Here is a 25746-nt window from a genome sequence, read left to right as displayed (position 1 = left end):
CAGACAGCCATCTGAGAGCTCCTAAACGCGCCGGAGCAGAAACGGGCAGAGCCCAAAGCGATCCCACGAGGTATCGCCTACGTGGGAACAGACGAAGCACTCAAAGTAGCCAATATATTTAGCGGGTTATTTAAAAAGGCTACTTCTGACGACGCTCGGTCACCTTGGGATCTCTGACACAACGGTTGATGATATCCACGGCGATATGAATGAGGTCTTCGGCCTCCTCAATCTCATAAATTTTCTCTGGGTGATCCGTTGGATTTCTAAACCGCTGGCGAAGATGATCAATGTGGGTCATGAGGATGTGATCAGGATTCGGCTTCCTCGGTTTAGCTTTCAGCTCGCCAGTTAGGGCACCCCATGGTCTCTTGTCATTTCCACGAGGCAGATAGGCTCGATAGAGAATTCTCACGCACTCCTCAACCGCGCGGAGAACATGAAAGGCTGCGGCTGTAGGGCACTCGAACGCAATACACCTACAAGCTGCCACAATATCGCTTTGAGCCAAATCCGTGAGACTCGCGAATACGCCCTGCCCCACGACCTTCCCAGGATCGCTGAGTAGATGCTCAAGCTCAATTCTTCTCGGTACAGGGATCGCAATCACTTGAGTTTTGGCTTCAGCAAAGACTGTTTTTTCTAATTGCAGTACAGAATTGTTCAGCGTCTCCGAGTGCGACTCCGTTAAGTTGCCCGCCTCTCCCTCATCGGTCGAGCGCTCAAGCTCCTCAAGCTCTTCGACCAGCTCCGCGAGCAGTGAGTCAAACAAGTTGCACGAAACGATCAGACCGAGCTTCTTGAGGCGGTCACGGAAGATTTTCAGGTTATCGAGTATAAGCGCCTTCCCAAAAACTGGAGCGCCAGCTTGCCTTGCAGCCAAATAACGAATCTGCCCACCCAACTGAACAAATTCACGTGGATCTGTAAGCCTCATGGGTCCCTCCATACTATTTCATGAAAAGCCATTCTTGGCGGGCCTGATAGGTGCTGCGAACTCACAGCACCTCTGCGACACCATAAAGCCACTACATAAGCGACTGCAAATGTTCGAGCGTTCCTCCTGTGAAAACATGCTGCTTCACACCAACCGCGACAAGACTGGCACCTTGTTTTTGGGTACACAAGACGGGTACACTTTGCATCGACCGAGGGCTCTGAGGCCCTTGAATTTATTGGGTTTACGGCACTGATGCCCGTGTCGGCGGTTCGATTCCGTCTCTGGGCACCACTAATATCGAGAAACCCCTGAATTGAAAGATTCAGGGGTTTTTTATTGGGCGCGGTTTTTCGGGCAACTCCCCCCGACTAACCTTGGCTAATCGACCCGGTTAGGTTTTCATAGCCCGCCTCCTCCGCCCACAAAAGGACTCACTCGCATGGCCTCCGCAGACAAACAGCAAAAACGTGCCCAGCGCGCCAAAGCCAAGGCCAAGCAGAGCCGCTCCGGGAAGGGCAAACCCGTCGTCGTTCATCCCGTGTTGAACCACGCCTTCGTCGATGAGCCGTTCGATGACGTGGCAATCGACCTGAGCACCTTCGACTTCAAAGACATCGAAGAGAACGGCTTCGACCCTGCCGACTTCGACGACCTGTTCGAAGCCATGAAGAAAGCCGAGGCCGTCAGCCTGCTGGCGATGTGCGTGGTATTCCTGCAATACCCGGTGCTGGAACTGGTGATTGCCGAGGAAGAAGAAGACCCTGCCACCGACTTCATGATGGGGCTGTTGATCACCTATCGCGGCATCTTCCACGACGAAGATGAAGACACCGCCGTCGAGTACATCAGCAGCGAAGCCTTCCAGAAGGCCTATATCGAAGCGTCCGACATTCTGCACCGCAAAAACGCACGCGACGCAGGTCGTCGGTAACACACGGGTTTTCATTTGCATGACCCCGGTCAAGACGGTAGCTTTGCGCCACCACGAGAATGCAATTCCTTCTCACTAAGGCTACCGTTTTGAAACACCCCCACTCCCCTTCATCCATTCCGACGACGAATGAAGCGAGCGCTTACACCAAGCCTCGAATCTTCCTGCATTGGCTGTCTGCTGCGATCATTCTCTGGGCCACCTTCAGCGGCTTCGGAGTGGTGTTGCTGGACGCTAACGACCCGTTCCGGCAATGGGTTGAGTCATTCAATCCGCAGATCACCAGCCTGTTCATTCCTTTCTTCGCCTGGCGTCTGTGGTTGGCCGTCCGAGCTGGCTCTCCCCTTAAGCCCGAAACGGCACAGGAGCGCGTAGCAGGTCTCGCCCATAAGGCGATTTATCTGGCAGTGACCGGCGTATTGATTACGGGGGTGTTGATGATGAACCACCCCGTGATGCTAATGGCGTTCATACCGCTGCCACAGCTGATTCATTCGAAGATCGCGCTGCTGGAGCTCCATGAGCTGCACCACGTGCTGTGCGCGATCCTGGCGGGGTTGGTGGCGTTGCATCTGACTGCGGTGGTGCTGCATCAAGTGCGAGGGAAGTCGGTGTTGGGGCGGATGCATCCGAAACGGTGAGCCACTGCCCACGGTAAAAAATTCAAGGCTATAGACCGTAATCTCTTCAGGCTTGGGGTTAGTGCTTTTCGGCCTCTGCGATGAGGTCATCAATATCTACCTTGAGTGTGCGACCGCCACGTCGCGCCTTAACGATACGAGCGAGCTCGGCGTCGTCCAACAAATCGAGAAGCTCTTCGTATCGCTCAGGGGAAAGGATGTAGAAGGCAGGCTCATTACGGTTGAGGATCACCATTGCTTTCCCTGAATGTCCCCATGGGGATGCTTGAACAAAAAAACGGCCACCCCCATCCCTGAGAGCAGCCGTTTTTCAAACAGGCAACGCCCGCTCAATCAACCCTCAATTGAGCACAACCTTCCCCGCTTTCACTGCCTTACGACGGCTCGACACGATCAAGCCTGCTGCAACAACCAGAATGCTCAGCAAGCCGGTCGCGATGATTTCCATGCGATGAGCGTCCTGGAACAGCATGATAGTCAGCACGGCAACGATGAAGGCAATCACCGCCCAGGTCAGGCCCGGGAACAGCCACATGCGGAAAGCAATGGTCTGGCCTTCGGATTCACGCTTGCGGCGCATGCGCAGCTGCGACACGGCGATCACCAGGTACACCAGCAGCGCGATGGCGCCGGAGCTGGCGAGCAGGAAGTCGAACACCGCCGCCGGGGCGACGTAGTTGGCGAACACGGCCGCGAACGCCGCAGCGGTCGACAGCAGAACAGCCCAATACGGGGTGCCCGCTTTGCTGGTGCGCTGCGAAACGGCGGGGGCATCGCCACGCTTGCCGAGGGAGAACAGCATGCGCGAAGCGGTGTACAGCGCCGAGTTCAGGCAACTGGTCACAGCGACCAACACCACGATGTCGACAATCAACTTGGCGTTCGGGATGCCCATCAGATCCAGCACGGTCTGGTAAGAGCCGACCTGCGCCAGACGGCTGTCATTCCACGGCACCAGCGCGACAACCAGGAAGATCGAAACCAGATAAAACAGGCAGATCCGCCAGATCACCGAGTTGGTGGCCTTGGTGATTTGCTGGCCTGGGTTCTTCGACTCGGCAGCCGCAATGGTGACGATTTCAGTACCCATGAACGAGAACATGGTGGTCAGCATCGCCGCCAGCACAGCCCCCATGCCGTTTGGCAGGAAGCCATTGGTGTCCCACAGGTGGCTGACGCCGCTGACTTGGCTGGTCGGCAGCAGACCGAAGACCGCCGCGATCCCCAGGATCACGAAACCGATGATCGCCAGCACCTTGATCAGCGCGAACCAGAACTCGAACTCGCCGTAGTTCTTCACGCTGAACAGGTTGGTCGCGGTCAACACCAAGGTGATCACCAACGTGAACACCCAGATCGCGACGTTCGGGAACCACGCATGGAGAATCGTCGCAGCGGCGTTGGCTTCCAGTGGAATCACCAAGACCCAAAACCACCAGTACAACCAACCGATGGTGAAGCCCGCCCAGTGGCCGATCGCGCGATCAGCGTAAGTCGAGAAAGAACCGGTGTCCGGCGAAGCCACCGCCATCTCGGCCAACATGCGCATGACGAGAACCACCAGCGTACCGGCCGCCGCGTAGGCCAGCAAAACCGCCGGGCCCGCTTCGGCAATGGCATGGCCGGAACCGACGAAGAGGCCAGCGCCGATCACACCTGCGATGGACAGCATGGTGATGTGGCGCGATTTGAGCCCCTGATCGAGGTTTGAAGAATTTGGGGTACTGCTCATGTAAGCAACCTTTAGGGATTTTTATACGGATCAGAACGGTTTGCGGTCTTTCGTAAAAAGATCACAACAGCCCTGTTATTTATTTTTTACGCAAGAAGTACGCCAAGATATTTCAAAAACGACATCGTGCGTGGGTATGCCCGTTGCAGAGGCGTTCGGTAAGTGCTTGAGAAGAATGGCCTTTCGACATTCCTGTAGGAAGTGTTACCGAGCGCAACAGGATAGAGACGTTTTGTCGCACCGAAAATACACACGCCGCGACAAAAAGCACCAAATAAGCGCACGGATTCAACCTCTCATCGCCGCAGTGGCCGAAACACCCTTCCCCGCGGCCGTTAAAGCTGGCACCATCGCGCCCTTTTTGCGCAGGGGCAGCTCGCTTGCCGTGCGCCATTTGCACCGAACACGTGAGGACTCGACATGGCCCTGGCCACGCCCGCCCTGGAAATCCGCAACCTGCATAAACGTTACGGGGAGCTGGAAGTGCTCAAGGGCATCTCCCTGACCGCGCGCGATGGCGACGTGATTTCGATTTTGGGTTCCTCGGGTTCAGGCAAGTCCACGCTTCTGCGTTGCATCAACCTGCTGGAAAACCCGCACAACGGTGAAATCCTTGTCGCAGGTGAAGCGCTCAAACTCAAAGCCACACGCAAGGGTGAACTGATTGCCGCTGACCATCGTCAGATCAATCGCCTGCGCAGCGAGATCGGTTTCGTCTTCCAGAACTTCAACCTGTGGCCGCACATGACCGTGCTCGATAACATCATCGAGGCACCACGCCGGGTGCTGGGGCAGAGCAAGGCCGAGGCGATCGAGGTCGCCGAAACGCTGCTGGCCAAAGTCGGCATTGCCGACAAACGCCACGCCTACCCGAATCAGTTGTCCGGCGGCCAGCAACAGCGCGCAGCCATCGCCCGCACCTTGGCGATGCAGCCTAAAGTCATTCTGTTCGACGAACCGACGTCCGCGCTGGACCCGGAGATGGTGCAAGAAGTGCTGAACGTCATTCGCGGCCTGGCCGAAGAGGGCCGGACCATGCTGATGGTGACGCACGAAATGAATTTCGCCCGCCAGGTGTCCAGTGAAGTGGTTTTCCTGCACCAAGGGCTGGTAGAAGAACAAGGCTCGCCGCAGCAGGTTTTCGACGACCCGCAATCGGCGCGCTGCAAACAATTCATGTCCAGCAATCGCTAACGGAGCAACATCGATGCAGACCCTGAAAAACCTTCTGGTGGCCGCTCTTCTGGTCGTGACCTCCAGCGCTGTTGCTGCCGAGACCCTGAAAATGGGCATCGAAGGCGCCTACCCGCCGTTCAACAACAAGGACGCCAGCGGCCAGGTCGTGGGCTTCGACGTCGAAATCGGCAACGCCCTGTGCGCCAAGATGAAAGCCACCTGCGAAGTCGTCACCTCTGACTGGGACGGCATCATTCCGGCTCTGAACGCGCAGAAGTTCGACTTCATCATCTCTTCGATGTCGATCACCGAAGAGCGCAAACAGGCCGTTGACTTCACCAACCCGTATTACTCGAACAAGCTGCAATTCATCGCGCCGAAATCGAGCAACCTGGGCGCCAACAACGATGCCATCAAAGAAGCCCTGAAAGGCAAGACCATCGGCGCCCAGCGCGCGACCCTGTCGGGCACCTGGCTGGAAGACAACTGGGGCGACGACGTCACCGTCAAGCTCTACGACTCGCAGGAAAACGCCTTCCTGGACCTGTCCTCCGGTCGTGTCGACGCACTGCTCGGCGACAAGTACGCCAGCTATGAGTGGCTGAAAAGCGACGCAGGCAAGAACTTTGAATTCAAAGGCGAGCCGATGTTTGGCGAAGACAAGATCGGCATGGCCGTGCGCAAGGACGACCCACTGCGCGAGCGGCTGAACACCGCCCTCAAAGAAATCATCGAAGACGGCACCTACAAGAAGATCAACGATAAGTATTTCCCGTTCAGCATCCTCTGACCTGCCTGACCCGCCCTGCCGACTCATTGAGCGGCAGGGCATGTCTCTGACCAAGCAAAGCCATGAACTTCGATCTCCAAGGATTCGGCCCCGCTCTTGCCGCTGGCGTGCTGATGACGATTCAACTCGCGCTGGCCGCCCTGTGTCTGGGCCTTGTGCTGGGCCTCCTCGGCGCGCTGGCCAAAACCTCGTCCAATCGCGCCCTGCAATGGCTGGGCGGCACGTACTCGACACTGGTGCGCGGCATTCCTGAATTGCTCTGGGTGTTGCTGATCTACTTCGGCACTGTCAACGCCATGCGCGCCATCGGCCACTGGTTTGGCATCCCCAACCTGTCGCTCAGCGCATTCGCAGCGGGCGTCATCGCCTTGGGCCTGTGCTTCGGCGCCTACGCCACCGAGGTGTTTCGCGGCGCCATGTTGTCGATTCCCAAAGGCCACCGCGAAGCCGGTTTGGCGCTGGGCCTCTCGCGCTCACGCATCTTCATCAAGTTGGTCATGCCGCAGATGTGGCGCATCGCCCTACCGGGATTGGGCAACCTGTTCATGATCCTGATGAAAGACACGGCGCTGGTTTCGGTGATCGGCCTGGAAGAAGTCATGCGCCACGCGCAGATCGCCGTCACCACCACCAAACAGCCGTTCACCTTTTATATGGTCGCGGCGTTCATGTATCTGGGCATGACGGCGCTGTCCATGATCGGCCTGGCATGGCTTGAACGGCGCGCCTCGGTCGGCTTTGCGAGGAGTGCGTCATGAGCTGGGAATTCGTCCTCAAATGGCTGCCCAAGCTGCTGCAAGGCGCAACCCTGACGCTGGAGCTGGTGACCATCGCTGTCGTGGCCGGGCTGATACTGGCAATTCCCATGGGCATCGCCCGCGCCTCGCGCAGCCCCTACGTGCGCGCCCTGCCCTATGCCTACATCTTCTTCTTTCGCGGCACGCCGCTGCTGGTGCAACTGTTTCTGGTCTATTACGGCCTGGCGCAGTTCGATGCCGTGACCCAAAGCGTGTTCTGGCCTTACCTGCGCGAGCCGTTCTTCTGCGCCGCGCTGACCATGACGCTGCACACCACCGCTTACATTGCCGAAATCCTGCGAGGCGCGATTCAGGCCGTGCCACCGGGCGAAATCGAAGCCGCTCGCGCACTGGGCATGTCCAAGGGCAAGGCGCTGCTCTACATCATCCTGCCCCGCGCCGCCCGCATCGGCCTGCCCGCCTACAGCAACGAAGTCATCCTGATGCTCAAGGCCAGCGCCCTGGCCAGCACCGTGACCCTGCTCGACATCACCGGCATGGCGCGCACCATCAACGCGCGGACCTACATGCCAGAACAGACGTTCTTCATCGCCGGGATGATTTATCTCGTGATGTCGTTCGTGTTGGTGCAAGGCTTCAAACTGCTGGAGCGGTATCTGCGGGTGGATGCCAGCCAAGGACGCTGAACGGGCAAACCGTAGCAGTACGGCCAGGCGGCTACGCACTCATCACCTTGTGGGAGATTCTATGTTGCATGGCCTGCCGCTTTCGCCACCAAGGCGGCGGGAGTATCAGTTTTTTTGTGTTCGGGCTGGTCTGGCCTGCCGTTAGGCAGGCCGTTGTTTCACCAGCTTGGTCTGGTAAAACGGTCTCCATAGAGAATCGCAAACTGGTTAAGCGCCACTTTCCAGTCGTGTGCCGCACGGCTCCAATCCGCAGTGATATTGCGTAACGCCAGCCAAATCAATTTTGTCGCGGCATCATCTGTCGGGAAGTGCCCACGAGTCTTGATGATCTTTCGCAACTGAGCGTTGATGCTTTCGATGGCGTTGGTCGTGTAGACCACTTTACGGATGGCTGGCGGGAAGACAAAGAACGGGATCACCCGATCCCAGGCACGACGCCACGCAGCGACTACTGTCGGATACTGTTTGCCCCAAGGCCCTGCTTCAAAGGCGTTCAGCTCTTGTTCCGCAGCATCAGCGTTGATCGCCTGGTAAATAGGCTTGAGCGCTTTGGCCAGCGGACGGCGTTTATCCCAAGCCGCGTAATCAAGACTGTTTCGGATCAGATGCACGATGCAGGTTTGCAGCGTGGTGGCAGGAAAAACCGCTCCCAAGGCCTCCGGTATGCCTTTGAGCCCGTCAGTGACGGCGATCAGAACATCTTCAACGCCTCGCGTTTTTAGATCGTTGAACACCTTCATCCAGAACTTCGCGCCCTCTGTGCTCTCGATCCAGATACCCAAGATGTCACGCGTGCCATCCGGCAATACGCCCAGCGCCAGATATATCGCCTTGTTGCGCACCAAGCCCTCATCACGGATCTTCACTCGCAATGCATCGAAGAAGATGACCGGATACATCGGTTCCAAAGGGCGCTGCTGCCATGCTCCAACCTCATCCAGCACAGCATCCGTCACCGAGCTGATGAAATCGTGCGATACATCTGTTCCGTACTGCTCCGCCAGAAAAGCGCGTATCTCACGCACCGTCATGCCGCGGGCGTACATGGCGATAATCTTGTCGTCAAAGCCGGTAAAACGGCGTTCGTGTTTGGGAATCAGGATGGGAGCGAAGCTGCCGTCTCGGTCTCTGGGAATGTCCAGGCGAAGCGGCCCATCGTCGGTGAGCACCGTTTTGCCGCTTTTGCCGTTGCGCTGGTTGGTCGAATCCTCGGGGCGCTCCGCGCCCTGAGGATAGCCAAGGTGCTGCCCCAGTTCGGCACCTAAGGCGCGCTCGATCAGCGCTTTTTTGAACGCCATCGAGGCATCCTGAATGGCTTCGGCGCTCATCGGCCCCTTAACGAACTGGTCGATGATCTCTTGGGGAATCGAGGGCAGCTCTCTCGATGTTGCACTGGCAGCTTTCTTTTTGGTCGGCATACATGCACCTCTAGCTACATGTTAGGCCCGAACACAAAATTTCTGACAGTCTCAAGGCGGCTCCCACAACATCCGCGCCGTTCATAAATCCATGGTTCGACACACATCACTGTGGGAGCCGGCTTGCTGGCGAAGACTGCCGCACAACCACCAAAGCCCGTAAGCTGAACACCATATCCAGCATCGCCACCCAACCCATGCCACTGCACACCGCCGACCTCGCCCCCCACTTCCTCGCCCTCGACACCTTCCTGCGCGAGCACCAGCACCTGTGGCGACCAAAACCCTTCACCCATCGCCAGTTGCCATGGGAAGCGCAACACCCCGAGTTATCCACCTGGTTGCGCCAACGCTCGCTGGACGGCGCCGAAGCCGCCCACAACCACCCCGAACAACTCGACGCCCCCGAGCCCTTCGCCCTGCTCGCCAAACATTCCAAAGTCCTGAGCGAAATCGACACCCTGCCGACCCATGCCCTTAATGCCATCGCCTCGCGCATGAGCGTCGACGTACCCGGACGCAAGTGGCAACAGATCGAAGCCTTCGCCAGCAGCCTGAGCTTTCGACAGACGCCCACCCACTGGCTCGACTGGTGCTCTGGCAAAGGCCACCTTGGCAGACGCCTCGCCCACGACGGCCAAGCCCTGACCTGCCTCGAATACGACGAGGCGCTGGTTGCAGCAGGCCGGCAGCTCAGTGACAAACTCGGCGTACACGCCACGCATCTGCATCAAGACGTCATGGCCGAAAACACCGCCGAGCGCCTCCAGCCAGACCACACTCCCATCGCCCTGCACGCCTGCGGCGACCTCCACGTGCGCCTGATGCAACTGGCCAGCAACGCCCACTGCCAACACCTCGCCATCGCCCCGTGCTGCTATAACCGAATCGCCAGCGACCACTATCAGCCGCTGTCGACTGAAGGTCAGTCATCGACGCTCAAGCTCTCCCTCGACGACCTCGGCCTGCCCCTGAGCGAAACCGTCACCGCAGGCGCCCGCGTCCGCCGCCAGCGCGACACCTCCATGGCCCGCCGCCTGGCTTTCGACCTGCTGCAACGCCAACTGCGCGGCATCGACGACTACCTGCCCACCCCCTCCCTGCCCAGCGCCTGGCTCGACAAACCCTTCGCCGACTACTGCCGCGACCTTGCCGAGCTGAAAGAACTGCCTGCCCCCGGCAATCAAGACTGGGCCAAGCTCGAAGCCGCTGGCTGGCAACGCCTGGCCGAAGTCCGCAACCTCGAACTGCTGCGCAACCTCTTCCGCCGCCCCCTCGAACTCTGGCTCGTCCTTGATCGAGCGCTGTACCTGCAACAGCGTGACTACGAAGTCCGGATTGGCACCTTCTGCGCCAGTCACGTCACACCGAGAAATCTGCTCATCCTCGCCGAACGCACCTGAGCCGTCCGACACCCGCCAACCTGTGGATAACTCTGTTGATGAAATAACGGCCAGAGCACAAAAATCCTAGCCCGCAAACGATTTCACAAATTGGTCATTTTTTAGGCAGACATTAAATTTCCAGAAAAACAGTAGCTTGCGAACAGATGAGAACCGTTCCACAAAAGCACCACTCGTCTTGTCTCCAATGGATCGGTTGTGAATAACGGTAATCGCCGCAGGGCATAAGCCACGCAAAAAAACTGAAATTAACGCTTTACTCGACAGACCAAATCCCTATAATCAGCGCCCACACGCCGGTATAGCTCAGTTGGTAGAGCAACTGACTTGTAATCAGTAGGTCCCGGGTTCGACTCCTGGTGCCGGCACCATGACTCAGCGAGAAAGGCTCACCGAAAGGTGGGCCTTTTTTGTTTGTGGCGTCATACGCCGCGATTCAATAACCGACCAAGGGACTGACAGGACCTATGCTACGGAAAGCCAGCAAACAACTTCTCATCTGGGCAGCCATTGCCCTCTCCACCACCCTCCTGATCGGCTGCGCCAGCCCGCGCTATGACGGCAAGCGCCCGCCCGATCCGACCAAAGCCATCATCGTCGGCTCCATCGCCGAGGGTTTTCTGTTTCAACCCCATGGGCTGGTAGTCCATATCAAACAACATGGCGGGGAAGGCACCGCCCTGCAGTTGGAAACGCTGGGCAACGAAAACGATCAGACCTCGCGCAACCAACTGGGCAACCTCTACATGTATGAAGTGCCACCGGGAGAATATGAATTCACCCACTGGTATTACGTGCACTACGCAGGCCACTCGATGGCACGTTCAGCGCCGGTGGTGTTCACCGTACGCGCCGGAGAAATCGCCTACATCGGCGACCTCCACGCCGACGCCCTGCGCTTCTGCCTGGGCAACGTGAACAACGCCAACCAGACCGTGGAAGCCCTCAAGCACAAATACCCGGTGCTCAACGGTCGCAACATCCTCAACCTGACCGCGAAAAGCGCCTTCGAACCTTGGCCCAGCTCGGACGCCACCGACAGCGGCAAGGGTCTCTGCAAACTGTGAGCTGACTCGGCTTCTACGGGCATTAGCCAACACACGGCCTGCGCCCGTGGGAGATTTTATGTTGCCTGGTCGACTGCATTCGCCACCTGAGGCGGCTCCCACAATAACCGCGCCGGATCCTGGCCTTTTGTTCAACGCCGACCCTGTGGGAGCCGCCTCGGTGGCGAAAGCGGCATCTCTGTCATCACAACTACGCAGACGACCGCAGTTTGTAGCCACGACAAGCTAAAGCCTTAACCTTCCAAGGAATGTCCATCCATGAAACGCCTCACCCTGCTCTGGGCCTGCCTGCTCGCAACGCTGACCCTGCTGACCGGCTGCATCAGCGGCCCCGACCTCAAAGGCCAACCCTTCTTCACACCCCCGGTAGAAACCAGCCCCGACCAAGCCACACTCTATTTCTACCGCACCGCCGCCAGCATCGGCGACGCCGTCGCCCCAACCATCCACATCGACGGCAAAGCCATCAGCAGCCTGCCTTCCGGCGGCTACTTCAAAGCCACTGTGTCTGCGGGCAAACACACCATCGACTCCACCTCGCCACCCGTCATCAGCGGCAAGGTCAACAAACACTTCGACATCAATGTCGAGAACGGCAAGGCGTACTTCATCGCTGACCAGATCGGCACCTCCGACTATCACGACGGACAGACCCTGGGTGGAGTGGACAACGCCAGCTTCGGAGGCGAGCGGTTTTACTCCCGGTATGCGCTGGTTCCGACAGAAGAGGCGTTGCGAGGGATTAAGTGGTGTCAGCGGGTGCCTGTGGGAGTGCAGTGACATGCCGAAGGCTCACCGAAAGGTGGGCCCTTCTTATTTGAGCAGTGCCCGACCCCGCCAGCGTTACGAAGCATTGGTTCAAGCCCCGTGATGAATCATGATGCGCTTGAGTTTGCAGCGTAGGTTTCGCCAGCAGGTAGCCGCAACCTGATTGCGCCAGACGAAAGCTATCGGAATATTCTGCAGGCAATCATCCGCCCAGCGCGGGACGTCCTGCATGCACTCAAGCTCAAGGGCTTCCATGAGCTACGAGCGGCATACGCATGTGAAGGCTATGAGCAAATCAGCCAGCACCGGTCGCCTATCAACGGCGGCCAATGTTACCTGACAGATAGAACCTTGATCGTGAGGCTCGGATGCAAATCAGCTACGAGCTTGGGCATGGTCGGATCGACGTAGTCGCGGCGTACATCGGAGGACGGACATAAGCAAGCCATTCGATACGGAGTTGTTCTTAGCTGGCGTCCTGAACGGATCGCACGCAACACGACAACGCCATTTGCGGCAGGCTAAAATCACCCAGAGAGATATCGCGGAACGCTGGCAGCGAGATACACCCTGAGTTTGGCAGAGAAAACATGTGGTGTGGTTCCTCGACCATCGCCTACGCTCAAGCAGTGAGTGGACGCGCTATCAACACTATATAACTTTAAAGCTGCTTACTCGAAAGCTATACAAATTATGGAAAATCAACCGGCCCAAAACTATCTGTCGGTCACAGCGGAGCAAGAACTCAGACAATCCAAGAAAGGGTAATAACCCACCAGACGCACTCAAAACAGTGTTTCTAGGCCAACACAGCTCAAAAATACCTCTTAGTCATTACAGATATTCACGACCTACAATTACAAACTGAGCATCAGACTTACAGAACGACTTATTAATAGTATCAATCAAATCGAAAACCTGAGTTTCAACCTCGAAAAAGTCTAGTCTTGGCAAAGAGTGCAGGGTTATACCTATACCTATCAAATGACTCTTGATACGTTCCTGATGCTCCTTGTACCTAAACCCACCAGCTTCCACCTTACCTACCAAGTGATTTGACTTAGTGACCAGCCGATTTAGCTCATCAACAAAACCGTAATAACTTGGAGCCACATTCAGCTCACCTATGTTCGCACTACCATAAATGCAGTTATACCACTTTAATGTATCAAATGACGCTCTATTTAATCTATCTCGCTTATCAATCTCACCGGCAATATAGGTCGAAAATATTGAAACATGTGATATGTGATTACTTAACGCAGATGACTTAACACTCGCCAAGTAGCTCATTAAGGCTACAACAATACCACCAAACGTGATCAATCCACCAAGGACATTCCAAGTCAACTGAAGAATTAATCCTGCACTACTAAAACCTGAAATAAATGTATCCATGCACGAATTCGTAAAGCAAAGGTCACGTGAAAACAGCTCATCTTTAACCCCCGTCGATATAAAGACAAGCAGAGCAAGTAAACCACCCACCGCCGAGACTATGGAAGCACAAGCGATCAGCCAAGAAACTAATGTTCGCCGCTCTAACTTCTTATACATAAGCTAATCACTTATTCATAGTCCGGCCTCAGTTTTCTCAGCCGATTGCGTAAAAGCAAAGTAATTCTTGGATAAGACCTTTTCAAGATATTTAAGCGCTCATGCGCCATATAAAATCTCTTGGCATACCAATAGGTCGACGCTTTGGAGTATGCATCTCGCTCCAAACGCATAATTATCTGGATCGCCCTACTGATATCTCGTTTTGATGGAAGCGGATAAACTTTCACCAGCCTAGCCACTAAAGCAGCATGTTGAGTGTGCCGCAGCCTTGCCAGTTTATTAACCTTTCCCATGCACCGATTGAAGTCATGCCGATAGGCATGGGTTAATCTATAACCACGCTCATTAGCTATGACTTCAATATTCTTAACTGACGCTCGAATTCGCCTAACCTCGTCTGCCGGGAGGCGCGGTTCATTGAAGCAAATTCTCAAACCATGTACCATCAACGGCTCAGACGATAAATACTGAGTCCTTGATTTACCCGAATTCAGAGGTAAATCTTTTGCGGTCAACATTTGTTCTACTACACCGCGAGCAAAACCAAAATCGAAATTTGATATTTTACTAGAGAGAGTTATGTCGTCCACGAAACGAGTGTATACAATACCTTTTCGCGACAAACGATCTACAACATACGTTTCTACATCATGGAGACAGAGACTAGCTAGATAACTTGACGTCAGAGCACCTTGAACTAGATGAGACTTGAAGGTGCATACGTTAGTAAGTGCCCGCGACACTTCATCTGGGTATTTCAATAAATCTTTAAACACACCGTAGACAATGTCGCCATGTACATTGTCAAAGAAATTCTTCACATCAAGTTTAAGCAGCGATTTTGCACCGCAGTGAGATGCAGCGCATGCTATGTGATCCTTTGTTACCTCTTGGCCGTACTTATCTCTATGATTGGGGATTGATCCAAATAAAAAGTCCGGCCAAGTTATTACATGACTATTTGAAAAAATTCTTTTATTAATCCTCCGCTGAATCAGCCTGACCCTATAGTCGGGGCTATAGACCGTTCTAATTCCACCATCAGACTTAGGCAGCTCAGATTTTTTATATCTATCCTCATCTGGGATCTGCAAGACTTCCTGCAAAAAAGAAAGACTTACACCAAGAGCCGACGCTAGATTTTCAATTGAAGATATCGAGTGGACCGAAGCTTTATAACGTTGAACCTCAGCAATCCCTGCCATTATTGCCCACCGAATAAGTGTAGGTGTCGCCAGCTCATACTATAGAGCGTTGAGGGAAAATGTTGCCTTCATTAACACAATACACTGATAGCTACCAAATTCCCTCTGGCTAACCTACCGTCATTCACTATTCCGGGACGGGATAGGCGGACGGTGCCCCCCTCCGGACAAGCTCGTCGAAACATCAACGAGCGCCTTCTCAGGCGTGCTCAGTGTTGTTACATGTTAACTGCAGCAAGCAAGCGATACGCTTGCGTAATCTGACGTTAGCGCAATTTTTCACCTATAGCAATGGGCCATCCTTCAGAGAGTTTTGTTACTGCGCCGAGGGACCACACAACCGACACATCCCCCCACAAAACAAACCAGATCCTGTAGGACGCTTCTGATTTTTGCCGTTATGCTCCCCGGCGCGTTGCGGCTCTGTGGATCGAGGCATACCCTCCTTCGCGTCGCTAGTTCGGCGACCGGTTTTGACAGACCGCATTGAGAGAAAGCAGCGCCCGCCAGCCCCAGCAGATCTTGTATCTGCGGGTTCTGACATGGCGGCTGTACGTGGGGCACATTCGTGTGCGCCAGGTTGCTCTCCACTGGTCTGTCAACCCGCGTATAGCTGCCACCCCATCTGATTGACAGCGGAACAGGTGTCGGCTCAATCGTTCAGGAGAGCCCTAATGATCAGATCCACCCCCCACCCACCCGAAATCCCCGTCACCCAATCCATCCCGTTCGGCGTCAATTTCGGCAGTCACTGCCTCTTCAACGTCCAGTCCGGTATTCGGGTCGATGATGCGTTGGTACTTGTCTCCGAATTCCTCAGTTGCGCAGCCGCAACGGCCTATGAGTCCGCCAACAACACGGCATCTGACTGCCGGCCATTGGCTCGGTCGGTCGTGCATCAGATCGAGGCGGCGAAAGCGCTGGTGGAAGCTTCGCTGGCGGGGTTGGCGGTTCAAAGACGTTGATTGCGTTCAAGAAGCCTGTCGCGTTTCCGATACGTAACTGACCCTTGCGATTTTCATGAGCATCCACCGTCCATGCGTATTCCCCTGTTCGTCGTCGTTCTTGGCGCACTCTCTCTGGTGGGCTGCGCGCATAAGTCACCTGCGCCCCCAAGACGCCGAAAGCCCCGGTCGTGCTGAAGGCAGATGATCAGCTTGCCAAGGTGGTTTTCCGGGTTGCGACGACGCATGCCATTGCCACCTTCCACGCGGGTAAGCCGGGGGATCTGGAGCGGGTGGGGAATGTGTACAACGACGCCGAGGAGCAGCAATACCCGGGCTTCACTCGGGGTCTGGCGAAAGGTCTGACGCGAGCATTTGGCTTTGCACGTCCGGTGCGGGAGATACTGGTTCCAGCGGGTGAAACGACTGAGGTTGAAAGTACGGGCGGCTGGACAGAAAGCACCCCTTTGCGTCAGTGGAGTTACTCGTGCGGGCCGTTCACGAATCAGTGGGTGGCGCAGGCCAACAAGACGTATCTGGTTGAGTTCGATCGGTCCGGGATGTTGTGCTCACAGGCGTTGTACGACATCACTGATACGGGTCAGAAGGTTCTGATTCCCAAAGGCGCACGTTAGCGCTTTGGTTTCTGGTGAAAGAACTGACCGGTTTTCGCTGCGATTTTTGCAAACAGTCTTGCCCCACAATCCTCTCAGATTTTTCCGACAGACCCGCCAAGTCGAGGCTGGAAAGATGCGCCCTTCGTTCACAAGGGACATTGAACATGCTGAAGCTCGACAAGCATCTGCTGAAGTACCTGCTGCCACCGGTGGCAGCATTGATCGCCATTCCGCTGATCTTTACCCAAGTCTTTTTCTACAACGAAGCCGGGTACATGACCCATGTGCGTACGATCTTCGGTGACGAGAAGATCGTCGATGACGTGGGGTATGCCACCAAGTGGTTTGGTCGCGCGACGCCCTGGAAGAAGGCGGTGAGCGTGCAGTCTGTGTTGGTGATCGACAAGGATGATCGGGACCCGGAAAACGATGCACTGGGGGCGACCATCGAGGCGTTTCCGATTGTGTTTCTGGGCAATGTCGATGCAAAAGTCGAGTCGTCTGCCCGGTTCCGTCTACCCAGCGGTCCTGCCTTTTTGACCATCGCTCAGGAATACCGCAACCCTGACAACTTCATCCGCACTGCGTTGCTGCCTGCGATCAAGGAAACCCTGCAAGCCACGGCGTCGCTGATGACGGCGGACGACTATTACGCAGGCGCGCGAAGTGAGTTCGCGGCCGAGTTCGAAAACCAGCTCAACGAAGGGCTCTATCTGATCAAGCGCCGCGAGATTCGAGGCCCGAGGGGCGATTTGCCCAAGCAGACGGCGATTCTCCAGGCCGGGACCGAGCAGGGCAATTTTGGCAGCAATACAGGCAGCCAGTACGTCACGGAAAAGGTGGTCGACAGCAAGAACATTCCGATTCGCAAGCAGCAGCAATTCCGCAAATTTGGCGTGGAAGTGGTTGAGGCTCGAATCACCAACACCGACCCGAACCCACAGTACAAGCAGCGTATGGTCAAGGTGCAGCAGGCGCTGGCGGAATTGGCGGTAGCGCGGCAGAACCGATTGAAAGAGGAAGAGGAAAAACGCCTGGTGACCGCGCGCGGCGAGAAGGAAGTCGAAGCCAAGCGGCAGGAAACGCTACGCGATCAGATCGAACGCACTACGCAGGCCGAGACAGAGAAGCAGCTTGCGGTGATCAACGCCGAGCGCGAACGCAGCCGCGCAGAAATCGAGAAGCAGACGGCGGAGCTGTTGCGCGACAAGGCCACCACCATGGCGCAAGCGACGACCATCACGGCAGACGCTGAAGCCCATGCGCGAGAAGCGACGATCAAGGCGGACGGTGCGCTGCAATCCAAGCTCGATGCGCTGATCGAAATCAACAAGGCGTGGGCACAGGCCGCTATGCATGCGCCTGTCCCGAGCGTCACCATGGGCGCTGGGCAATCTGGCGGCACGGGGCGTCAGGATGAGTTGAATCAGTTCATGAGCGTGTTGGCCACCAAGGCGGCGCGGGATCTGGCGATTGATCTGAAGGTCGTCAAATAACGGTTGAACGGGGCGGTAGGGCTGAAACGCTCTCCCGCCCTCAGCTGTTGGATCACCAAAAGCACCACCACTCATCCGATACCCATCCCCTTGGCCCATCTCCCGGAACCGATCCCTCGCCCCGCAACTCAAGTAAATAGCGGCTACGCTGCTGGTTGACTGATCTGACACAGTTTTATCGCCCCGCGCCAACGCACTTGGCAGTGACGATCCCATTTCCAGTGATGGAAGCCTTTTCGACCGTCCCACTCATTGCATCGACTCCACGCGTTGACTCATGTGGAGTGGAAGGCTTTGTTTCATGCTTGCTGGCGCCCGCTGCGACTTTTGTGACGAATGGCAGTCGCCGCAACAGGGGAAAACCGTCGTTTGGCGATCACCCCCGAAATGAACGACTACTTAAAAAGGGAATTACCATGGGCATTCTTAGCAGCATTCTTGAAAAACTCGGTATTGGGTCAGCCAATGCCAGCCCTTCATCGTCACCAGAGCCGTCCTCCGCACCACCGGTGGTGGATGTGACGTCTGGCATCGATGCACCTTCGCCCGCGAGTGCTGAACAAATCAGCGCCAAACTCGCGTCGTTGGCTCAGGCTCATCCAGAACTGAAGCCTCAAAACTCCATCGTGGATTTACTCAAAGCGTTGGGCCTCGACAGTAGCTTCGAGCACCGCAAAGAGTTGGCCAAAGAGGTCGGGCTTGAGGGCTACGAAGGCACTGCAGAACAAAACATCAAGTTGCACGAAGCCGTGCTAAGAAAGGCCTCTCAGTAGGACCAAGCGCCGTAGGTGTAACTCAACGAACCTATAGAAAACCCTGGGCGTTGCGCCTGCATTCTGGCGCAGCGCCCATAAATGCGATGGCTTTTTGGGCGAGAATGTCGCTGCCAACAAGCCTTGGTCTCCGGGATTTGTATCGCTGTGTATCTACAGCCCAGGCTGATACGCATCGTTGCGTTCAAGCAGGTTCGGGGACACATCCGGTATACGTGAGGGGCGTTAAATGAGACCCATCGAGACGGTACAGAGCCTCTCGAAACAAACACTCATTGAACGCTAGGAGACACCTCATGAACTGGAAAAATCTGACACTCGCTTCCCTGTTTGCTGCTCTGAGCTTCGCTGCTGTTGGTGCCAACGCGGCCGATGCGGTCAAAGCGCACAACTACATGTACGGCGATCATCTGGACATTGCCAAGGTGGTGTCGGTGAACGAAGGTTCGGCTTCCTGCGGTGTGGTCAATGCTCGCCTGACCTACCTGGATTCGATGGGCCAGAAGCAGGCGGTGGACTACCGGACCATTGCTCAGAACTGCGCGCAGGACAACTGATATCGATGCACGCTGTTCGCCAAATCCTGCAAACACTGCCTCCCTGATGAATGCGTGGGTTCATCAGGGAAGCGGCGTTTGCAGGAAACTCAGTGCTCGCTCTTGTCCAGCGTGCGTAATTTTTCCGGCAACGCCCACAGCAACAGTCCCGCCGCGATCACGCTGGTGACGCCGATCACGTACAGCGCTGGGGTGGTGCTGCCGGTCATGTCTTTGATGCTACCGACCATGATCGGGCTGACGATGCCGCCAAACTGACCCAGAGTGTTGATCAGCGCGATGCCGCCCGCCGCGCCTGCGCCTGCACCGGCCAGCAGTTTGGGTGGCAGGGTCCAGAAGGCCGGGATGGAGGCGACGATGCCGCCGCCGAGCATGGCCAGCGAGAGGATCAGCATGCTGGTGTGCTGGGCGAAAATGCCTGCGCTGAAGAAGCCAATGGCGCCGAGCACGACGAGGCCACAGACGAATTTGCGTCGCTCACCACTGGCGTCGGACAGGCGACCGATGACGACCATGCTGATCGCGCCGCAGATGTAAGGGATGGCGGTGAGCAGGCCGATGACCACCGGGCTTTCGACGCCTGCGCTGCGAATCAGTTGTGGCGCCCAGAAATTGAGGCCGTAGGACGCGACTTGAATCAGGAAGTAGATCAGGCCGAGCATCAGGAAACCGGGCATTTTCAGGGCCGTCAGCAACGAGCCGTGTTTGTTCGGCTCGTGTTGGGCGATGCGGCTGGAGAGGTAGGTTTTCTCCGAGTCGGTCAGCCATGGGGCGTCTTCAACGCGGTCTTTGAGGATTTTCAGCACCGCCAGCCCGAGCAGGATGCAAGGCACGCCGCCCAGCAGGAACAGCCAATGCCAGCCGCGCATGTGCATCACGCCATCCATTTGCCCCAGCACCAGGCCCGAGATCGGCGCACCCAGCAGGCCGGCGAAAGCGGAAGCCAGGAACAGGGTTGAGGTGATGCGACCACGGTAGGTCTGCGGAAACCACAGCGTCAGGTAAAACAGCACGCCCGGTGCGAAACCGGCTTCCATCGCGCCGATGATGAAACGCAGGACGTAGAACTGCCAGTCGGCGTTGACGAACACCATCAAGGCCGTCGCGATGCCCCAGGAGATCATGATGCGAGCGATCCAGCGCCGTGCGCCAACCTTGTACAGCATGATGTTGCTGGGCACTTCGAACAGCACGTAACCGATGACGAACAGGCTCGCGCCCAGGCCATAAGCGGTGTCGCTCAGGCTCAGGTCGGTCTGCAACTGGAATTTGGCGAAGCTGATGTTGATGCGGTCGAAGAAGGCGAACAGGTAGCAGACCATGATCAGCGGCATCAGGCGCCACGCGACTTTGCGGATCAGGGCCTTTTCGGCGCTTACAACCTCGGCGAGGCTGCTGCTCGGGTTCAGAACAGAAATTGTCATTGCGGTCACTCCAGTGGGACTTCCCAGGGGGGAGCCCTTTTGTTTTTGTTGTCTGGACGAGCACGCGGCGAGGCGTGTTCGTTCGTTTTAAGGGTGTAACTCCATGAGTACGCCGCTGCTGATGTGGGAGATTCTATGTTGCCTGATCAACAGCTTTCGCCACCAAGGCGGCTCCCACAGGGATCGCGCCGAACTCGAATCTCGTTATCGACGCTGAATCTGTGGGAACCACAGAAACGTGGGGCAAGGTGTTTTCGATTCAGGTCGGGAGATTTTCGGGTGCTGGATGCAAATCACAGTTACGCCCCGCCTTGGCGACCTGGCCCGGCATTTCGTGGCCGAGCAGTGCGGGCAAGCGTCGCGACATCGTCAGCAAATGCGGCAGATCGATACCGGTCTCGATACCCATTTCTTCGCACATGTTCACCAGGTCTTCGGTGCAGATGTTCCCCGATGCGCCCGGCGCGAACGGGCAGCCGCCCAATCCACCCAGCGAGGCATCGAAACGACGGGCACCGGCTTCGTAGGCGGCCAGCACGTTGGCGAGCCCCAAACCTCGGGTGTTGTGGAAGTGCAGAGTCAGCGCCGACGCCGGAAGACGCTCCAATACGCGCTGCACCAGACGATGCACCTGTCGCGGGTTGGCCATGCCGGTGGTGTCGGCGAGGGAAATGCCCTGCATGCCCAGTTCCAGATAGGCATCGACGATTTGCAGCACGCGGTCTTCGTCGATCTTGCCTTCGAACGGGCAGCCAAATGTTGTGGCGATGGAGCCGTTGAGACTCACGCGGCTGCCAGCGGTGAACGAGACGATGTCGCCAAACGCGCTGAGCGACTGCTCGCAACGCATGCGCATGTTGGCGAGGTTGTGGGTCTGGCTGGCGGACATCACCAGGTTCAGCTCATCGGCGCCAGCCGCCATCGCACGCTCGGCGCCCTTGAGGTTGGGGATCAGCGCCACATAGACCACACCCGCGAGCCGCTTGATGCCACGAAACACTTCATCGCCATCGCGCAGCGCCGGGATGGCCTTTGGCGAAACAAAAGAACCGGCCTCGATGCGGCTGAAACCGGCGAGAGAAAGCTGGTTGATCAGGTCGATCTTGTCAGCGGTTTCGACCCAAGTCGGCTCGATCTGCAAGCCATCGCGGGGCGAAACTTCCTGGACGATCAGACGCTCGGAAAAATCGGTAATCATTGCACCACCCCATCGGTCTTGAGTTGCACGATATCGGCAGCGGTCAGGCCCAGGTCGCCGAGCACGCTGTCGGTGTGTTGGCCCAGCGCCGGCCCTTGCCAGTTCACCGAACCCGGCGTTTCGGAGAGCTTGGGCACGATGCCTGGCATTTTGACGTTCGCGCCGCCTGGCAATTGGGCGTCCAGAATCATCTCCCGGGCCTGATAATGCGGGTCTGCCACGATGTCAGCGACGTTATAGATGCGGCCTGCGGGCACTTCGGCCTGCTCCAGTGCCTTGAGCACGTCATCTATCGGCAGGCTGGAAGACCAGGCACTGATCGCGGCGTCGAGCATGTCACTTTGTGCGGCGCGACCGTCGTTCTGCGCGAACTCGGGCGCTTCGGCCAAGTCCGGGCGGCCAATGGTGTGCATCAGCCGCTTGAAGATCGGGTCGCTGTTCCCGGCGATGACCACGAACGCGCCTTCGGCCGTCGGGTAGGTGTTGGAGGGCGCGATGCCTGGCAACGCGCCGCCAGTGCGCTCACGCACATGACCGAGCATGTCGTATTCGGGCACCAGGCTTTCCATCACGTTGAACACGCTTTCGACCAGCGATACATCGACGATCTGGCCATCGCCCTGCCCGGTTTTCACCCGCAGCAGCGACATCAAAGCGCCCATCACGGCGTGCATCGACGCGAGGGAATCGCCAAGGCTGACGCCCACGCGCGCAGGCGCTGAATCTGGCGAGCCTGTGGTGTAACGAATGCCGCCCATGGCCTCGCCGATGGCGCCAAAGCCCGGTCGGTCGCGATAAGGGCCGGATTGACCGTAGCCGGAAATACGCACCAGCGTCAGTTTGGGGTTCAGGGCATGCAGGACATCCCAGCCCAGGCCGAGCTTTTCCAGCGCGCCGGGGCGCAGGTTTTCGATCAGCACATCGGCGCTTTCGGCCAGACGTTTGACGATCTCGATGCCTTCAGAGGACTTGAGGTTCAGCGAAAGGGATTTTTTGTTGCGCGATTGCAGGTACCACCACAGCGACGTTCCTTCGTGCAGCTTTCGCCATTTGCGAAGTGGGTCGCCCTGCCCCATGGATTCGATCTTGATCACCTCAGCGCCGAATTCACCCATCAGACGGGCGGCAAAGGGCGCTGCGATCAGTGTGCCGATTTCAATCACGCGCACACCGTTCAGGGGGCCTGTCATAGCGGATACCTCAAGTGTTTCTTGGAATTTGAGGCCAAGACTAGAGGACCCGCGTTCGGGAAATCCAACCGTTTGTGGGCAAGAGGCGTTCGCGAAACGCGAACGCTTTCAAACGTGCCGCTGAAGATGCTCGAACAGCAGTTGGCTGACTGGCGACAACGCCGAGGTGTCGCGCACCACCAGAATCAACGTGCGTTGCGCCCACGAATCGCTCAGCGCCACAGCCGTCAGGCCCAAGGGCGTGCCCAGCAATTCGAACGCTTTGCGCGGCAACACGCCGATGCCCATGTTGGCCTGTACCATGCGGCACATCGCGTCGAAGCCGGGCACGTGAATCCGCACCCGAAGAGGAACGCCATGAGAACGCGCCGCCGTGTGGGTGCGCATGTTGATCGAACTGGCCGCGTGCAGACCGATGTGGTCACTGCCAAGGGTTTCTTCGAACGCCACTCGCTCCCGCTGTGCCAGTGGATGATCAGGGCGCATCACCACGACCAGTTCGTCGCGTCGATAAGGCACGCTGTGCAGCCCCTGAACGTCGGTGTCTTCCGAACAGATGCCGATGTCTGCCACGCCATCGATCAGCCCTTGCACCACGCCATTGCTGGGCCGTTCTTCCAGATCGATCTTCACCAAGGTGTGGCTGGTGGTGAAGTCGTGCAGGTCTTCGGGCAGAAACTGGATGATCGCCGAAAGGTTCGCCAGCATGCGCACATAGCCGCGCATGCCTTGCAGATGCTCATCCAGTTCCAGGCCCATCTTTTCCAGATCGGACAGCATGCGGCGGGCGTGATGCAGCAATGTTTCCCCCGCTGCCGTGAGCAGCATACCCTTGGCGTTGCGCACGAACAGGCCAATGCCCAGCACTTCTTCGAGTTCCATCAGGCGCTTGCTCGCCGCCGAGGTGGCAATGGCTTCGCGCGCTGCGGCGCGGGTCAGCGTGCCTTCCTCATACACCGCGATGAACAGCTTCAGGGTGATCAGATCGAGGCGGCGGATGAGGTTCTTGTGCAGCATGCTGATGCTCTCAGTGGCCGGGCGGGGTCCAGAATACACGCAAACAGGCGAATGAACGTTTGCCCTCCTTTCTGTCTGAGGGGTATACGCTCTGTAGTCACACATTGATCGAGCAGGCCCCTCCCCGATCTTGCTGCCTTCTAGTAACGTATAGCGACGTCCAACGGGCCATCGCCGTATCCACTGAGGCGCCAGGGGTCCGTAACCTGAAACACGAGAGAAGACACACCGTGCATAAAGTCCGATTGATCAAAAACGTCTGGACTCACCAGACTCCTGAGATCTCTTCTGAATGGTCCAAGCTTCTGTTTGAAGCCGAACTGCCGTTCGTCCCTTTCCCAGGCCTGAACATTCGCCTGCCCGATCAGAGCGCCTGGCGCATCCGCGATGTGGAATGGAACGTCGAAGAAAAAACCTTTCGCTGCTATATCGAGGATCAGTTCATGAACCTGCTCGTCGATGTCGACGACTCCTACGAGGACTGGCTCGAAACATTACAGGCCGATGGCTGGAAATTGAGCGGCCGCTACACCAACGAGCACAACAAGACCTGATAGTGGATGTTTTTCAGCATTGACGCTGAATGCTGTACCTTGACCAGCAGAATCATGAACAGCTGCCAGACTGATTCATGAGCCAGGCAAGAGGCCTGCTTTTACAGGCCCGGTATTTACCTTGAGCGCTGCTGCCATGAAATGGATGTCCCGCTTTACCTGCTACGCGTTCGGCGCGTTTCTGGTGTGGCCGTCAATTGCGTCTGCTACACCGTCGGTTGATATGTACGTTCCCGAAGCGCCTCCCCTGACGATGCTCAGTCAGAACGATGAGCACGGCATCGTCGGTGACATCGCGCTGCAAGCCATCGCCATGGCCGGGTACTCGCCAAACCTTCTGTCCCCTCCCTGGCCCCGCGCACAGCGGGAAGTGAGCATCGGGCGCGACCTGCTGATTGCGCCTCTGACACGCACTCAGAGCCGTGAAGACAACTTCACCTGGATCGCACCGATCCTGACCATGGACCGTAGCTTCTTCAGCCTGACCAAGCGCGTCGATAGCTTCGACGAGGCGAAAAAGACTTTCAAGCTGATCGCTGTCGGCATAGGCAGCGCTCAGGAGACACGCTTGCGGGACGAGGGCTTTCCCGCCTCGCAAATCTACCCGCTCAAGATCGGTGAAAACCCGGCGCAAATGCTGCTTAAAGGGCGGGTCGATGCGTGGTTCAACGGCGTGCCGGAAACGCGCTACATCTGGAAACAGGTGAGTGACCGGCCTTTAGTCATGAGCCGCGTATTGATGACCGCCAATTTGTACCTGGCGTGCTCGAAGAACTGCGACCCAATGATGGTCGAGAAGCTGAGAACCGCCATCGACACGCTGGAAGCCAATGGCACCAATGAGCGGATCGAGGCGGGGTATATGAAGGGCTTGCCGGTTTGGTGAGCGTAACGGCGGCCG

The 25746-nt window shown here is 57.0% G+C and carries 26 protein-coding genes, 1 tRNA gene and 1 pseudogene; 18 read left to right on the top strand and 10 right to left on the bottom strand.

Features of this window, described 5'->3' with window-relative positions; translation table 11 throughout:
- Positions 1-139 precede the first annotated feature (139 nt).
- Entirely contained in the window at positions 140-937 is a 798-nt protein-coding gene (locus ACI5GA_RS17765; RefSeq protein WP_421423590.1) for a hypothetical protein, read from the bottom strand.
- 442 nt (positions 938-1379) lie between these two features.
- On the opposite strand from ACI5GA_RS17765, the gene ACI5GA_RS17760 reads away from it, so the two are divergent.
- Positions 1380-1871, top strand: coding sequence for a hypothetical protein (locus tag ACI5GA_RS17760; RefSeq protein ID WP_421423588.1), 492 nt, complete (start codon positions 1380-1382; stop codon positions 1869-1871).
- A 59-nt stretch (positions 1872-1930) separates the two neighbouring features.
- Positions 1931-2512, top strand: a complete 582-nt coding sequence (locus ACI5GA_RS17755) for a cytochrome b (protein WP_421423586.1) — start codon at positions 1931-1933, stop codon at positions 2510-2512.
- 58 nt (positions 2513-2570) lie between these two features.
- Here the strand turns inward: ACI5GA_RS17755 and ACI5GA_RS17750 are convergent, their stop codons facing one another.
- Positions 2571-2747 carry a hypothetical protein gene (locus ACI5GA_RS17750; protein WP_421423585.1) on the bottom strand — a complete coding sequence of 59 codons (177 nt, stop codon included), beginning with the start codon at positions 2745-2747 and terminating at the stop codon, positions 2571-2573.
- Between the two features lie 105 nt (positions 2748-2852).
- Positions 2853-4244, bottom strand: a complete 1392-nt coding sequence (gene gabP, locus ACI5GA_RS17745) for a GABA permease (protein WP_404635168.1) — start codon at positions 4242-4244, stop codon at positions 2853-2855.
- A gap of 420 nt (positions 4245-4664) precedes the next feature.
- Here gabP and ACI5GA_RS17740 point away from each other — a divergent pair, with 420 nt between their 5' ends.
- The 4 genes from ACI5GA_RS17740 (at position 4665) to ACI5GA_RS17725 (ending at position 7654) form a co-directional block, all read left to right on the top strand.
- Positions 4665-5438 carry an ABC transporter ATP-binding protein gene (locus ACI5GA_RS17740; protein WP_421423583.1) on the top strand — a complete coding sequence of 258 codons (774 nt, stop codon included), beginning with the start codon at positions 4665-4667 and terminating at the stop codon, positions 5436-5438.
- Positions 5439-5451: 13 nt separating this feature from the next.
- A complete protein-coding gene (locus tag ACI5GA_RS17735) occupies positions 5452-6210 on the top strand; it encodes an ABC transporter substrate-binding protein (protein ID WP_421423581.1) in 759 nt (252 codons plus the stop codon).
- 62 nt (positions 6211-6272) lie between these two features.
- Positions 6273-6968 (top strand): ABC transporter permease, encoded by a 696-nt coding sequence (locus tag ACI5GA_RS17730; protein ID WP_421423579.1) that lies wholly within the window; start codon positions 6273-6275, stop codon positions 6966-6968.
- Positions 6965-7654 carry an ABC transporter permease gene (locus ACI5GA_RS17725; RefSeq protein WP_421423577.1) on the top strand — a complete coding sequence of 230 codons (690 nt, stop codon included), beginning with the start codon at positions 6965-6967 and terminating at the stop codon, positions 7652-7654. Before ACI5GA_RS17730 ends, ACI5GA_RS17725 begins: the two co-directional genes overlap by 4 nt.
- A gap of 158 nt (positions 7655-7812) precedes the next feature.
- On the opposite strand, the gene ACI5GA_RS17720 is transcribed toward ACI5GA_RS17725, so the two are convergent.
- Complete coding sequence (locus ACI5GA_RS17720; RefSeq protein ID WP_421423166.1) at positions 7813-9072, bottom strand: IS256 family transposase; 1260 nt, start codon at positions 9070-9072, stop codon at positions 7813-7815.
- Between the two features lie 197 nt (positions 9073-9269).
- On the opposite strand from ACI5GA_RS17720, the gene ACI5GA_RS17715 reads away from it, so the two are divergent.
- The 5 genes and pseudogenes from ACI5GA_RS17715 to ACI5GA_RS17695 form a co-directional block, all read left to right on the top strand.
- Positions 9270-10475: a methyltransferase gene (locus ACI5GA_RS17715; RefSeq protein WP_421423575.1), complete on the top strand. Its 1206-nt coding sequence runs from the start codon at positions 9270-9272 to the stop codon at positions 10473-10475.
- Between the two features lie 295 nt (positions 10476-10770).
- Positions 10771-10846, top strand: a tRNA-Thr gene (locus ACI5GA_RS17710).
- 96 nt (positions 10847-10942) lie between these two features.
- On the top strand, positions 10943-11542 hold the full coding sequence (locus tag ACI5GA_RS17705; RefSeq protein ID WP_404635180.1) for a hypothetical protein: 600 nt from the start codon (positions 10943-10945) through the stop codon (positions 11540-11542).
- A gap of 258 nt (positions 11543-11800) precedes the next feature.
- The gene (locus ACI5GA_RS17700; protein WP_421423573.1) at positions 11801-12322 is read left to right on the top strand and encodes a DUF2846 domain-containing protein; all 522 of its coding nucleotides are present in this window, start codon (positions 11801-11803) and stop codon (positions 12320-12322) included.
- 123 nt (positions 12323-12445) lie between these two features.
- A pseudogene (locus ACI5GA_RS17695) lies at positions 12446-12750 on the top strand (integrase domain-containing protein); the annotation flags it as partial.
- Between the two features lie 394 nt (positions 12751-13144).
- Here ACI5GA_RS17695 and ACI5GA_RS17690 read toward each other — a convergent pair.
- Both ACI5GA_RS17690 and ACI5GA_RS17685 read right to left on the bottom strand, forming a co-directional pair.
- The gene (locus ACI5GA_RS17690; protein WP_421423571.1) at positions 13145-13867 is read right to left on the bottom strand and encodes a retron Ec48 family effector membrane protein; all 723 of its coding nucleotides are present in this window, start codon (positions 13865-13867) and stop codon (positions 13145-13147) included.
- Between the two features lie 11 nt (positions 13868-13878).
- The gene (locus tag ACI5GA_RS17685) at positions 13879-15075 is read right to left on the bottom strand and encodes a reverse transcriptase family protein (protein WP_421423569.1); all 1197 of its coding nucleotides are present in this window, start codon (positions 15073-15075) and stop codon (positions 13879-13881) included.
- A 674-nt stretch (positions 15076-15749) separates the two neighbouring features.
- Here ACI5GA_RS17685 and ACI5GA_RS17680 point away from each other — a divergent pair.
- The 5 genes from ACI5GA_RS17680 (at position 15750) to ACI5GA_RS17660 (ending at position 19462) form a co-directional block, all read left to right on the top strand.
- A complete protein-coding gene (locus ACI5GA_RS17680; RefSeq protein ID WP_421423568.1) occupies positions 15750-16040 on the top strand; it encodes a DUF6124 family protein in 291 nt (96 codons plus the stop codon).
- Positions 16041-16210: 170 nt separating this feature from the next.
- Positions 16211-16654 carry a hypothetical protein gene (locus tag ACI5GA_RS17675; protein ID WP_421423566.1) on the top strand — a complete coding sequence of 148 codons (444 nt, stop codon included), beginning with the start codon at positions 16211-16213 and terminating at the stop codon, positions 16652-16654.
- Positions 16655-16800: 146 nt separating this feature from the next.
- A complete protein-coding gene (locus tag ACI5GA_RS17670) occupies positions 16801-18132 on the top strand; it encodes an SPFH domain-containing protein (protein ID WP_421423565.1) in 1332 nt (443 codons plus the stop codon).
- A 416-nt stretch (positions 18133-18548) separates the two neighbouring features.
- Positions 18549-18905 carry a DUF3597 family protein gene (locus ACI5GA_RS17665; RefSeq protein ID WP_421423564.1) on the top strand — a complete coding sequence of 119 codons (357 nt, stop codon included), beginning with the start codon at positions 18549-18551 and terminating at the stop codon, positions 18903-18905.
- A 296-nt stretch (positions 18906-19201) separates the two neighbouring features.
- The gene (locus ACI5GA_RS17660; RefSeq protein WP_421423563.1) at positions 19202-19462 is read left to right on the top strand and encodes a DUF2790 domain-containing protein; all 261 of its coding nucleotides are present in this window, start codon (positions 19202-19204) and stop codon (positions 19460-19462) included.
- A gap of 89 nt (positions 19463-19551) precedes the next feature.
- Here the strand turns inward: ACI5GA_RS17660 and ACI5GA_RS17655 are convergent, their stop codons facing one another.
- The 4 genes from ACI5GA_RS17655 to ACI5GA_RS17640 all read right to left on the bottom strand — a co-directional run bounded on the left by ACI5GA_RS17655 (position 19552) and on the right by ACI5GA_RS17640 (position 24291).
- Complete coding sequence (locus tag ACI5GA_RS17655; protein ID WP_421423562.1) at positions 19552-20886, bottom strand: MFS transporter; 1335 nt, start codon at positions 20884-20886, stop codon at positions 19552-19554.
- Between the two features lie 259 nt (positions 20887-21145).
- Positions 21146-22084 (bottom strand): hydroxymethylglutaryl-CoA lyase, encoded by a 939-nt coding sequence (locus ACI5GA_RS17650; protein ID WP_421423561.1) that lies wholly within the window; start codon positions 22082-22084, stop codon positions 21146-21148.
- Positions 22081-23274 (bottom strand): CaiB/BaiF CoA transferase family protein, encoded by a 1194-nt coding sequence (locus tag ACI5GA_RS17645; RefSeq protein WP_421423560.1) that lies wholly within the window; start codon positions 23272-23274, stop codon positions 22081-22083. The genes ACI5GA_RS17650 and ACI5GA_RS17645 overlap by 4 nt, the downstream gene beginning before the upstream one ends.
- A 108-nt stretch (positions 23275-23382) precedes the next feature.
- Positions 23383-24291 carry a LysR family transcriptional regulator gene (locus ACI5GA_RS17640; protein ID WP_421423559.1) on the bottom strand — a complete coding sequence of 303 codons (909 nt, stop codon included), beginning with the start codon at positions 24289-24291 and terminating at the stop codon, positions 23383-23385.
- A gap of 230 nt (positions 24292-24521) precedes the next feature.
- Here ACI5GA_RS17640 and ACI5GA_RS17635 point away from each other — a divergent pair, with 230 nt between their 5' ends.
- Both ACI5GA_RS17635 and ACI5GA_RS17630 read left to right on the top strand, forming a co-directional pair.
- Complete coding sequence (locus ACI5GA_RS17635; protein ID WP_404635205.1) at positions 24522-24845, top strand: hypothetical protein; 324 nt, start codon at positions 24522-24524, stop codon at positions 24843-24845.
- A gap of 136 nt (positions 24846-24981) precedes the next feature.
- Positions 24982-25731: a substrate-binding periplasmic protein gene (locus ACI5GA_RS17630; RefSeq protein WP_404635206.1), complete on the top strand. Its 750-nt coding sequence runs from the start codon at positions 24982-24984 to the stop codon at positions 25729-25731.
- Positions 25732-25746 lie beyond the last annotated feature (15 nt).

The sequence above is a fragment of the Pseudomonas sp. Pseu.R1 genome (genome assembly GCF_045764065.1).
Classification (GTDB): domain Bacteria; phylum Pseudomonadota; class Gammaproteobacteria; order Pseudomonadales; family Pseudomonadaceae; genus Aquipseudomonas.
The sequence above is the reverse complement of the archived record's forward strand: the minus strand, read 5'-3'. Positions and strand labels throughout refer to the sequence as shown.

Bases quoted from the DNA above. Each gene is read 5' to 3' on its own strand.
- ACI5GA_RS17655 (WP_421423562.1), bottom strand. From the start codon at position 20,886: ATGACAATTTCTGTTCTGAACCCGAGCAGCAGCCTCGCCGAGGTTGTA.
- ACI5GA_RS17630 (WP_404635206.1), top strand. From the start codon at position 24,982: ATGAAATGGATGTCCCGCTTTACCTGCTACGCGTTCGGCGCGTTTCTG.
- ACI5GA_RS17720 (WP_421423166.1), bottom strand. From the start codon at position 9,072: ATGCCGACCAAAAAGAAAGCTGCCAGTGCAACATCGAGAGAGCTGCCC.
- ACI5GA_RS17665 (WP_421423564.1), top strand. From the start codon at position 18,549: ATGGGCATTCTTAGCAGCATTCTTGAAAAACTCGGTATTGGGTCAGCC.
- ACI5GA_RS17750 (WP_421423585.1), bottom strand. From the start codon at position 2,747: ATGGTGATCCTCAACCGTAATGAGCCTGCCTTCTACATCCTTTCCCCT.
- ACI5GA_RS17740 (WP_421423583.1), top strand. From the start codon at position 4,665: ATGGCCCTGGCCACGCCCGCCCTGGAAATCCGCAACCTGCATAAACGT.
- ACI5GA_RS17755 (WP_421423586.1), top strand. From the start codon at position 1,931: ATGCAATTCCTTCTCACTAAGGCTACCGTTTTGAAACACCCCCACTCC.
- ACI5GA_RS17735 (WP_421423581.1), top strand. From the start codon at position 5,452: ATGCAGACCCTGAAAAACCTTCTGGTGGCCGCTCTTCTGGTCGTGACC.
- ACI5GA_RS17765 (WP_421423590.1), bottom strand. From the start codon at position 937: ATGAGGCTTACAGATCCACGTGAATTTGTTCAGTTGGGTGGGCAGATT.
- ACI5GA_RS17660 (WP_421423563.1), top strand. From the start codon at position 19,202: ATGAACTGGAAAAATCTGACACTCGCTTCCCTGTTTGCTGCTCTGAGC.
- ACI5GA_RS17725 (WP_421423577.1), top strand. From the start codon at position 6,965: ATGAGCTGGGAATTCGTCCTCAAATGGCTGCCCAAGCTGCTGCAAGGC.
- ACI5GA_RS17690 (WP_421423571.1), bottom strand. From the start codon at position 13,867: ATGTATAAGAAGTTAGAGCGGCGAACATTAGTTTCTTGGCTGATCGCT.
- ACI5GA_RS17730 (WP_421423579.1), top strand. From the start codon at position 6,273: ATGAACTTCGATCTCCAAGGATTCGGCCCCGCTCTTGCCGCTGGCGTG.
- ACI5GA_RS17645 (WP_421423560.1), bottom strand. From the start codon at position 23,274: ATGACAGGCCCCCTGAACGGTGTGCGCGTGATTGAAATCGGCACACTG.
- ACI5GA_RS17650 (WP_421423561.1), bottom strand. From the start codon at position 22,084: ATGATTACCGATTTTTCCGAGCGTCTGATCGTCCAGGAAGTTTCGCCC.
- ACI5GA_RS17700 (WP_421423573.1), top strand. From the start codon at position 11,801: ATGAAACGCCTCACCCTGCTCTGGGCCTGCCTGCTCGCAACGCTGACC.
- ACI5GA_RS17640 (WP_421423559.1), bottom strand. From the start codon at position 24,291: ATGCTGCACAAGAACCTCATCCGCCGCCTCGATCTGATCACCCTGAAG.
- ACI5GA_RS17680 (WP_421423568.1), top strand. From the start codon at position 15,750: ATGATCAGATCCACCCCCCACCCACCCGAAATCCCCGTCACCCAATCC.
- ACI5GA_RS17685 (WP_421423569.1), bottom strand. From the start codon at position 15,075: ATGGCAGGGATTGCTGAGGTTCAACGTTATAAAGCTTCGGTCCACTCG.
- ACI5GA_RS17705 (WP_404635180.1), top strand. From the start codon at position 10,943: ATGCTACGGAAAGCCAGCAAACAACTTCTCATCTGGGCAGCCATTGCC.
- gabP (WP_404635168.1), bottom strand. From the start codon at position 4,244: ATGAGCAGTACCCCAAATTCTTCAAACCTCGATCAGGGGCTCAAATCG.
- ACI5GA_RS17670 (WP_421423565.1), top strand. From the start codon at position 16,801: ATGCTGAAGCTCGACAAGCATCTGCTGAAGTACCTGCTGCCACCGGTG.
- ACI5GA_RS17760 (WP_421423588.1), top strand. From the start codon at position 1,380: ATGGCCTCCGCAGACAAACAGCAAAAACGTGCCCAGCGCGCCAAAGCC.
- ACI5GA_RS17715 (WP_421423575.1), top strand. From the start codon at position 9,270: ATGCCACTGCACACCGCCGACCTCGCCCCCCACTTCCTCGCCCTCGAC.